The sequence below is a fragment of the Micromonospora sp. NPDC005215 genome, assembly GCF_040607915.1.
In the GTDB taxonomy this organism is placed as follows: domain Bacteria; phylum Actinomycetota; class Actinomycetes; order Mycobacteriales; family Micromonosporaceae; genus Micromonospora.
In genome coordinates, this window is record NZ_JBEXHQ010000049.1 from 48,702 (window position 1) to 57,834 (window position 9,133).

The 9,133-nt window shown below is 70.2% G+C and carries 10 protein-coding genes; 6 read left to right on the top strand and 4 right to left on the bottom strand.

Annotation, left to right across the window (positions count from 1 at the left end):
• Positions 1-169 precede the first annotated feature (169 nt).
• A complete protein-coding gene (rph, locus tag ABZU25_RS28115; RefSeq protein ID WP_355032369.1) occupies positions 170-2,767 on the top strand; it encodes a rifamycin-inactivating phosphotransferase in 2,598 nt (865 codons plus the stop codon).
• 77 nt (positions 2,768-2,844) lie between these two features.
• On the opposite strand, the gene ABZU25_RS28120 is transcribed toward rph, so the two are convergent.
• Complete coding sequence (locus ABZU25_RS28120; RefSeq protein WP_355032370.1) at positions 2,845-3,789, bottom strand: acyltransferase domain-containing protein; 945 nt, start codon at positions 3,787-3,789, stop codon at positions 2,845-2,847.
• A gap of 251 nt (positions 3,790-4,040) precedes the next feature.
• Between ABZU25_RS28120 and wrbA the strand changes: the two genes are divergently transcribed.
• The 3 genes from wrbA (at position 4,041) to ABZU25_RS28135 (ending at position 6,297) form a co-directional block, all read left to right on the top strand.
• Positions 4,041-4,640: an NAD(P)H:quinone oxidoreductase gene (wrbA, locus tag ABZU25_RS28125; protein WP_355032371.1), complete on the top strand. Its 600-nt coding sequence runs from the start codon at positions 4,041-4,043 to the stop codon at positions 4,638-4,640.
• 69 nt (positions 4,641-4,709) lie between these two features.
• Entirely contained in the window at positions 4,710-5,537 is an 828-nt protein-coding gene (locus tag ABZU25_RS28130) for a GNAT family N-acetyltransferase (RefSeq protein WP_355032372.1), read from the top strand.
• Positions 5,538-5,631: 94 nt separating this feature from the next.
• The gene (locus ABZU25_RS28135) at positions 5,632-6,297 is read left to right on the top strand and encodes a tetratricopeptide repeat protein (protein ID WP_355032373.1); all 666 of its coding nucleotides are present in this window, start codon (positions 5,632-5,634) and stop codon (positions 6,295-6,297) included.
• Between the two features lie 33 nt (positions 6,298-6,330).
• Here the strand turns inward: ABZU25_RS28135 and ABZU25_RS28140 are convergent, their stop codons facing one another.
• Both ABZU25_RS28140 and ABZU25_RS28145 read right to left on the bottom strand, forming a co-directional pair.
• Positions 6,331-6,948 carry a class I SAM-dependent methyltransferase gene (locus ABZU25_RS28140; RefSeq protein ID WP_355032374.1) on the bottom strand — a complete coding sequence of 206 codons (618 nt, stop codon included), beginning with the start codon at positions 6,946-6,948 and terminating at the stop codon, positions 6,331-6,333.
• 8 nt (positions 6,949-6,956) lie between these two features.
• Positions 6,957-8,195 carry a tetratricopeptide repeat protein gene (locus ABZU25_RS28145; RefSeq protein ID WP_355032375.1) on the bottom strand — a complete coding sequence of 413 codons (1,239 nt, stop codon included), beginning with the start codon at positions 8,193-8,195 and terminating at the stop codon, positions 6,957-6,959.
• Here ABZU25_RS28145 and ABZU25_RS28150 point away from each other — a divergent pair.
• The gene (locus ABZU25_RS28150; protein ID WP_355032376.1) at positions 8,194-8,490 is read left to right on the top strand and encodes a chorismate mutase; all 297 of its coding nucleotides are present in this window, start codon (positions 8,194-8,196) and stop codon (positions 8,488-8,490) included. The genes ABZU25_RS28145 and ABZU25_RS28150 overlap by 2 nt on opposite strands.
• An 18-nt stretch (positions 8,491-8,508) precedes the next feature.
• On the opposite strand, the gene ABZU25_RS28155 is transcribed toward ABZU25_RS28150, so the two are convergent.
• Entirely contained in the window at positions 8,509-8,676 is a 168-nt protein-coding gene (locus ABZU25_RS28155) for a hypothetical protein (protein ID WP_355032377.1), read from the bottom strand.
• 40 nt (positions 8,677-8,716) lie between these two features.
• On the opposite strand from ABZU25_RS28155, the gene ABZU25_RS28160 reads away from it, so the two are divergent.
• Positions 8,717-8,935 (top strand): hypothetical protein, encoded by a 219-nt coding sequence (locus ABZU25_RS28160; protein WP_355032378.1) that lies wholly within the window; start codon positions 8,717-8,719, stop codon positions 8,933-8,935.
• Positions 8,936-9,133 lie beyond the last annotated feature (198 nt).

The following is a 9,133-nucleotide window of genomic DNA, read 5'->3' on the forward strand; positions in this document are numbered from 1 at the left end:
ATCGGCGGCCGGACACGGCACCGACGAGTAAACGGGGGCACGACGTGGGTCTGTTGTCGTTGTACGGGGGGCGCGGCTACCGCGATCCGCGGACGGGGTCGGCACGGTGGTCGCGGGAGTTTTCGGCGGATGCGGCGCGACGGAGCACGGCGGCCCGGGAGGTGTGGCGATGATCGAGCAGTATGTCGTGGATCTTCGAGAGGTCGACCAGACCCAGGTCGCGCTCGTCGGCGGCAAGGCCGCGCACCTGGGCGGGCTGTCGCGGATCGACGGCATCCGCGTGCCGGCGGGTTTCTGCGTCACCACGGCCGCCTTCCGGCGGATCGTGGCGGAAGGGCCGGCGATCGGCGATCTGCTCGATCAGCTGTCGCGCCTGAGTCCGGATGACCGGGAGCCGATCCGCGCGCTCAGCGCCGAGGTCCGCCAGCGAATCGAAGGGACCGCCATCCCTGGCGATCTCGCGGCGGCGATCACCCGTGCGCTCGCTGTGCTCGGCGAGCGATCGGCCTACGCCGTGCGTTCCAGCGCGACGGCGGAGGACCTGCCGACGGCCTCCTTCGCGGGCCAGCAGGACACCTACCTCAATGTCCTGGGCCCGGCGGCGATCCTTGCGTACGTCAGCCGGTGCTGGGCGTCGCTGTTCACCGAGCGGGCCGTGACCTACCGGCTGCGCAACGGCTTCGACCACCGAAAGGTCGGCATGGCAGTGGTCGTGCAGCAGATGGTCTTCCCGCAGTCGGCCGGCGTCCTGTTCACGGCCGACCCCGTCTCCGGCAACCGGAAGGTCGCCACCGTGGACGCCAGCTTCGGCCTCGGCGAGGCCCTGGTCTCCGGCCGGGTGAACCCGGACGTCTTCACGGTGCGCGAAGGTGTGGTCGTCGCCAGGGCGATCGCCGCCAAACAGGTCGCCGTGCACGCCCTGCCGGGTGGTGGAACGCAGGAGGTGGCGATCGACCCGCAGCGCCGGGAGCAGCCGGCGCTGACGGATGCGCAGGTCGTGCGGCTCGTGCGACTCGGGCGACGGATCGAGGCGCAGGCCGGCTGTCCGCAGGACATCGAATGGTGCCTGGTCGACGATGACTTCCAGATCGTGCAGAGCCGGCCGATCACCACGCTCTTCCCCATCCCCACCGCCCGCGACCAGGAAAACCACATCTATCTCTCCGTCGGCCACCAGCAGATGATGACCGACCCCATGAGGCCGCTGGGCCTGTCCATGTGGCAGCTGACGGCCATGGCGCCGATGCACGAGGCTGGCGGCAGACTGTTCGTCGACGCGACCCGGATGCTGGCCTCGCCTTCTAGCCGTGCCGGCTTCCTGGAGATGTCCGGCCGGACCGATCCGCTGACCCGGGACGCGCTGGAGACCGTCCTCGACCGCCCCGGCTTCGTTCCGGCGCTGCCGGACAGCGGTCCCGGTGGCCCGCCGGTCGGCGCGGCGTCCGCCCCGATCGCTACCGATCCGGCCATCGTCACCCAACTGATCAAGCGCAGCGAGGCGTCCATCGCCGCCCTACGCCACGACATCGCCACGTTGACCGGACCAGCGCTGTTCGACTTCCTGCTGGAAGCCTTCGTGGAGCACAAGCGGGATCTCGGCGATCCCGTGAGCATGCAGGCGATCATGGCGGGGATGGAGGCCACCTGGTGGCTCAACGACCGGCTGGGGGAATGGCTCGGCGAGAAGAACGCCGCCGACACCCTCACGCTGTCCGCCCCCGGTAACGTCACGTCGGAGATGGGGCTCGCGCTGCTCGACGTCGCGGACGTGATCCGTCCGCATCCGGAGGTGGTGGCATTCCTGCGGGGCGTCGAGGACGACGGCTTTCTGGACGAGCTGCCGAAGGTCGCCGGCGGGACCGAAGCGCGCGACGCCATCGAGGCATACCTCGACCGGTACGGCATGCGCTGCGTCGGCGAGATCGACATCACGAGACCGCGTTGGCGCGAACGCCCCGCCACGCTCCTGCCCGTGCTCCTCGACAACGTCGCGAACTTCGCGCCGGGCGCCGCCCAGCGGCGCTTCGAGCAGGGGCGGCAGGATGCTGAGAAGAAGGCGCAGGAGGTGTTGGTGCGCCTGCGGGCGCTGCCAGACGGGGAGCAGAAGGCCGACGAGACCAAGCGGATGATCGACCGGGTCCGGACCTTCATCGGCTACCGGGAATACCCGAAGTACGGCATCATCAGCCGCTACTTCGTCTACAAGCAGGCCCTGCTGGGAGAGGCCGAGCGCCTCGTGCGGGCCAACGTGCTCCGCGAGCGGGAGGACGCCTTCTACCTCACGTTCCAGGAGTTGCACGACGTCGTGCGCTCGAACCAGGTGGACGACACGCTGATCGAGCAACGCAAGGACGCGTTCCGGTCGTACCAGGCGCTCACACCGCCCCGGGTGCTGACCTCCGATGGCGAGGCCATCACCGGGGCGTACCGGCGCGACGACGTGCCGGCCGGCGCCCTGATCGGCCTACCGGTTTCCGCCGGCACCATCGAAGGGCGCGCCCGCGTCATCCTGGACCTGGCCCAGGCTCATCTCGAACCGGGTGACATCCTCGTCACGGCGCACACGGATCCGAGCTGGACGCCCCTCTTCGTCGGCATCGCGGGCCTGGTGACAGAGGTCGGGGGACTGATGACACACGGCGCGGTGATCGCCCGGGAGTATGGCCTGCCGGCTGTCGTCAGCGTGGTGGACGCCACCCGGCTGATCTCCGACGGACAGCGGATCCGCGTACACGGCAGCGACGGGTACGTCGAGATTCTGCCGTGACCGACCGGTCGCCGGCGCGGTCGCCCGCCGACGGTGCGGTGGCGCAGCCAGTGGTGGCACCGTCGCCAGTCTTCTGGCTAGAACGGGAATCGACCCCGGTGCCAGCGCCAGTGCCGGCCGGCGTTCAGGTGGTCGACGACCGCACGCTGGAGCACTGTGCCGCGCGGTAACTGGTCGAGTGGGGTGGTCAGGGTGCGGAACGCGAACCGCAGCACCTCGACATCGGCGTCCAGCCCCTCCGGTTCCTCGTAGGGGTCCAGCTCGAACCGCTGCTGGAACCGGATGATGTTGGAGTCCTCGGGCAGGTACTCCCGCAACTGTGGGTCGAGCAGCCAGGAGCCGCACGCGAACGCGGTGTAGCGCTCGTCGGGAAAGTGGCGTGGGAAGAACGCGCGGGCCTCGTCGAGCGATGCCGCGACGGCCTCCGGGGTCAGCGGCCCCGCCTCGGGGACGTGCAGGTCGATGACGGTGCCGCCGCGCTGGTGCTGCAGTCGGCCCAACTCGTAGAGGCCGCCGCGCGCGTGCAGCGTCAGCCAGCTCTGCATGACCGGCCAACCCTCGCGGTGCATCCGCCGGTCGATCGCGAGGTTGCGGCCCAGGTCGGCGAGGGTCGCCCAGGACACGTCATCGGTGATGCCGTGGTCGCGGTGGTAGCCCCGGACGACGTCGACCAGGGCCAGGTACGCGTACACGTAGAGGTGCCGCCAGGCCGGACCTCGTTCGCGCGGCAGCTCCGGACCGGGCGACAGCCAGCCGTGGCCCCCGAGGTCGGCGAGAACCAGAGCGGTCGAGCGGTCGAGCAGCCAGCGCAACTCCGGGGTCCACAATGCCGAGTCGGGGTCGGGCCAGCCCGCCATGATCTCGGCGGCGTCGTCCGGCCGTACCGCGAGCCGGTCGAGGATCGCGGGCGCGTCGGCCCTGGCGGGCAGCGGGGCCGACGGCCGGTCGTTCGCCAGGCGGTGCACGCGGTCGACATCCTCGACGGGTACCCCGAGCCGGTCCGCGGTGACGTCCAGATCCACGCGGCCGATCGTACCGGCAGTGGATCGTCCCGTCCGGCGTCAGCTGTCCCGGCTCGGGGGCTTCGGTAGTCCCTCGGCGTTCTCCGCCGCCGAGCACCGTTTGTCGGTATCCGAGTCCCCACCCGCCGTAAGAGGGCACGTCGGGCGGCCCGGGGGTCCGGTGGCAACCCGCTCGCTGCCGTTGCTAGAGTCAGATTGTTGCTTCAGCAAATTTACTGCCAGCAACTACTTTCGACGAAAGGACCCCTCCCATGGCCAAGCTCGCCGTCATCTACTACTCCTCGACCGGCACCGTCCACGCCATGGCCAAGCGGCTCGCCGAGGCCGGCGAGAAGGCCGGCGCCGAGGTGCGGCTGCGCCAGGTTCCGGAGCTTGCCCCGCAGGAGGCCATCGCCTCCAACGCCGCCTGGAGCCAGCACTTCGACGCAACCAAGAGCGAGGCGAAGGCGACCGCCGACGACGTCGTCTGGGCCGACGCGGTGCTGTTCGGCACCCCCACCCGGTACGGCAACGTCTCCAGCCAGCTCAAGCAGTTCCTCGACACCCTCGGCCCGCAGTGGGGGCAGGGTCTGCTGGCCGACAAGGTGTACGCCGGTTTCACCGCCTCCATGACCGCCCACGGTGGGCAGGAGTCGACGCTCCTGGCGCTCTACAACACGATCCACCACTTCGGCGGTCTGGTCGTCGCACCCGGCTACACCGACCCGCTGAAGTTCGCCGACGGCAACCCGTACGGCGTCTCGCACGTCACCGGCGGAAGCAACGACGCGCCGCTGGGCGACGCGCAGCTCAACGCCCTCGACCACATGGCGCAGCGAGTGGTCACCATCGCCAGCAAGCTCACCGCCTGACCGTCCCCGCGCGGTGCCGCAACCGGCCGAGCGAACACAACCGACCTGCCTGGGGCCGGTTTCCCGGCGGTGGAAACCGGCCCAGGCAATCGCCTGGCCAGCGGGCTACGGAGCAACGAGGAGGGTTCGATCAACACCAGCGCCGATCGGATAGCGGCGTCGTATGCCGACGCCATCAAGGTTCTCTGCGCGGTCACCCCGAAGGGCTGGTACGCCGAGCGGGGCACCGCCACAGCTGCGGTGACCCAGGCGGGGGTGGCGTCGCTGAACGTGGCCTACGACACGACACTGGAGCCGGATCTCGGGTCACTCGACAAGCTGGCGGTCGAGGTAGGCAGGCAGGCCGAGCACTGGTCGATCATGGTTCGAGGTGAGGCGGACGACGAGGTCCGCGATCTCGCCGCCCGGCACGGCTTGCTCAGTCGCAGTGCTCTGCCGTTGCTGGCCTGCACCGCGGGTGACGTCGTGTTCCGGGCCGGCACGACGCGGCGCGAGTCGATCCGCCAGGTCCGCGCGGCGGAGGCCGGCCTCTACACCGACACCCTCACGCGGGGCTTCGAAGCTCCAGAGGACGCCTTCGGTTCGCTGATGGGCGGCGGTGTGCTCGACGCCGACCCGGTCGCCGGCTATTTGGCCGAGGAGTCCGGCCGACCCGTCGGCACCGGGCTCGGGTTGCGGACTCACGGCGTGCTCGGCGTGTTCAACATCGCCGTGCTGCCCGCCGCACGAGGCCGTGGAGTGGGCCGAGCGATCACGGAAGCCGTACTGCGGGATGGCATCGCGGCCGGCGCGGAGGCCGCCTACCTGCATCCGAGCGCGATGGGCCGACCGCTCTACGAGGCGATGGGCTTTCGCCTCGTCGAGAACTGGACGATCTTCCAAGCCATCATGGATTGAGGCGCGGTCCGGAGCGAGAGGGGCAACAGAAGTGGGTTTCAGCGACGATGTTCGCGCGGCCTTCCGCCGGGGCGAAACCGACGCGGTGGTGCGAATGAGCGAGGTCGAGATCGACAGGGCGCGGGCGGCCGGCGATCCGTCGGGGGAGGTGGAGGCCCGGTACAGCCTCGCCCGGGTCGCCATCCGTGGTGGTGACCTCCCTGGCGGGGAGGCCCGCGCTCGGGAAGCGCTGGTGGTTGCCCTCCGGTCCGGCGATCGGAGCCTGGAGGAGCGGCCCCGCCACGTGCTGGCCGCCGTGGCCCGGATGTCCGGCGACCTGACCCGGGCCCGGCAGCTCTATCGGGAGAGCATCGCGCTCAACGAGGCTCTGGGCCAGCCCAAACTCGTCAACTCGGAGACCCACAACCTCGGGTTCTGCGAGTTGGGTCTCGGCAATCTCGACGCGGCGGCGGCGTTCTTCGCCGCGAGTCGGGAGAGGGTCTTCCGGAACGGCTGGGCGGACTTCGTCCCGTACGTCTGCCTGGCGGGCGCCGCGCTCGCGTCGGCCCAGGGCGACCACGCGCGGGCCGGTCGGATGGTCGCCGTCACGGACGCCGCATTCGCGGCGCTGGGTCAGGTGCCCGACCCCGATGACGCGGCCGACCTGGCGGCCGTGCGGGTGGCCGCGGTCGAGGCGCTCGGCGCGACCGGCTTCGCCGCGGAGTACGCGCAGGGCCAGCATCTCGAACCGCGTGCGGCGTTCGTCGACAGCGCCGACTGACGCGATCGACACCCACGGCGCTGACGGCCCCGGCTACCCGGCTCGCCGCTGCTCCGCGACCGCCGCGATGGCGGCATGTGGCCGATGGCCGCCTTCGCTGGGCCGTTGTTGGCGTTCGACCTCCCGGAAGCCGGCCCGGCCGAGTCGCTCGGACACGTCGTCGGGGGGCCAGCGGTAGGCGGTCACCACCTTGTGGTCGAACGGGCCGATCTCGTCGGCGTCGAAGAAGCCCAGCACCAATCTCCCGCCCGGGGCCATCGCCCGCCGGAACTCACTGAGTACGCCGTCGAACTCCGGTGGCGGCAGGTGGATCAGTGAATACCAGGCCAGGATGCCGTCGACGGAGCCGGTGGGGACGTCGAGGTGTTCGAACGACCCGAGGTGGAACTCGACGCCCGGGTGGGCCGCCTGTGCGTGGGTGATGAACTCGGGGACCAGGTCGATCCCCCTGGCGTCGACGCCCAGCGAACGAAGGTAACCGGTGAGATGGCCCGGGCCGCAGCCCAGGTCGAGCACCGTGCCGGGCTGACCTGCCAGATGTCGACCGATGAAGGCGAGGTCGTCGGGGTCGACCTGTTGGCTCGTGCCGAACAGGTCGATGTAGAGATTTGCGATGGAACCGTACGCCTGCCGAACCTTCTCCCTCTGCACCCTCGGAACTATACGAGGCCCGGGTGCCGACACGCCGTACCGCTGGGGTGGGCGAGTGGGTGGTGACGGAGCATGACGCGGAGCCGGTCGGCGTCGGAGTGACCGAGCGCGCCGAGGATGTCCAACGCCCGCAGCCAGGCGAGCAGGGCGGCCTCCGGGTCGCCCGCCGCCTGGTGGCTCTCCCCGGCGTGGGTGAGCGTGTCGGCCTCGTAGTAGCGGTCGCCAAGATCTCGGAACAGCTCCACCGCCCGCTGGTAACAGGCGGTGGCCTGCTGGTAGTCGCCGAGATGGTGGTGGGCGTAGCCGATGCTGTCCCAGGTGTTGGCCTCACCGAACCGGTCGCCCACCTCGCGTACCAGGTGCAGCGCCCGCCGGCAGTGCCGCAGGGCCGCGCCGTGATCACGGAGTTGGGCGTACTGCCAGCCGACCGAGTTGAGGGCGCGGGCACGGCCCAGACCACGGCGGACGCTGGCGGCAGCCCAACGATCGGCGAGCAGGTCGGCGGCGGTCAACGCCGTCTCGTGGGTCGTGGCCCAATCCTGCCAGTGGCCCTTGCGGTCGAAGAAGTCGGCCATCGTCCAGGCCAACCGCCACGCGTGCGCGTACAGCCCGTCCTCGGCCGCGCGGCTCACCGCGTTGAGCAGCACCGGATGCTCCGCCATGAACCAGGCCATCGCCTGTCCGGCATCGGTCGGCGCCACCGCCGCGACGCCACTGTGGACGATGCCCAGGTCGATCGGATCGCGGAAGGGCTGCAGGAGCCGGGCACCGGCGTAGGCGATGTGCAGATAGGAGTCGAGCACCCGGCGCACGGCAGCCCGACGCTCACCGTCGCTGTCGAGGTCGTGGGTCAGCTCGGTCGCGTAGACGCGCAGCAGGTCGTGGATCGCGTACCGGCCGGGTGCGTGCTCGATGACCAGGTGGGTGCGGGTCAGCTCGGTCAGCAGCGCCCGGGCCTCGCGCAGCGAGACACCGGCCAGGCTGGCCACGGCCGGCACGGCGATGTCCGGACCGGGATGCAACCCCAGCAGCCGGAACATCCGACCGGCCGCTGGGCTCAGCGCCCGGTAGGACCACGAGAAGACGGCGCGTACGTCGGTGGTCGGGTCGCCGCCGTCGAAGGCGTCCAACGCGTCGGCCGCGTCGCGTAGCTCCCCGGCCAGGCCGCCAGCGGGAAGTGCTCGGCGTGCACTGTGGCATCGCGACGGTCCGAGCATCCGGCCCTGCCATGCGACGATTTCCGGCATGACAGACACCGCGTCGGCGCTGACCGACATTCGCGCCCAGATCGACGAGTTGGACGCGGCGCTCGTCGGGCTGCTCGCCCGCCGGGAGGCCCTGGTCCGGCGGGCGGCCCCGCTCAAGAGCGACAAGCAGTCGGTCCGTGCCCCGGACCGGGTGGCGCAGGTGGTGGCCCGGGTCCGCACGCTGGCGGACGACGCCGGCGCGGACCCGGACCTGATCGAGCGGATCTACCGCGACATGATCCAGGCCTTCATCGACATGGAGACCGACGAGCACCACCGGATCACCGGCGACTGAGCGTTCCGGCCGCAACGTTCAGGCCAACCCAGCCGCGGCGGCGAACGACGCCTTCAGCGCGTGGACCCAGTAGGACGGGCACGGTTTCGCATCGAGCTGCAACACCATGGAGTGGACGAGCATCGACGGCTGACGACCGTCCGGACCGCCTCGGGTCGACGGGGCGAGTGTGCTGACCTCTGCCATCTCGCGTTTGTGGTGTCAGCCGGTTGGGCACAAAATCATCATGGCGAATGAACGAGTCAAGTCCGTCGGCGGCTACTTCATGCGACTTCTCGGCGGGGTGGCGGTCATCGTGGGTCTGCTGGGGCTCTTCGCGGTTCTGGCCCAGGGCAACCTCATCGGGGTGGTCCTCAGCATCATCTTCATCGTGGGTGGTGCGATCCTGCTCAAGCGTTCCGGGGACCGCAGCGGACCGGGCCGGAGGGAAAAACGACCCGCGTGACCTACCCGGATCGCCGTGATAGAGCAGCGAAGGGCGCTCGCCATCCGCTGTGGCTGTCCGCCATGTCGATGTGCTGATGAGCGGTATACCGCAGAGGTATGAATATGGGTCTTGTGTTGGATGTGTGGGTCGCCGGTGATCATCTTCCGGGGAGTTGGGGTTGGTGGCCGCCGAGGTTGAGCATGGCCAGGGCGATGA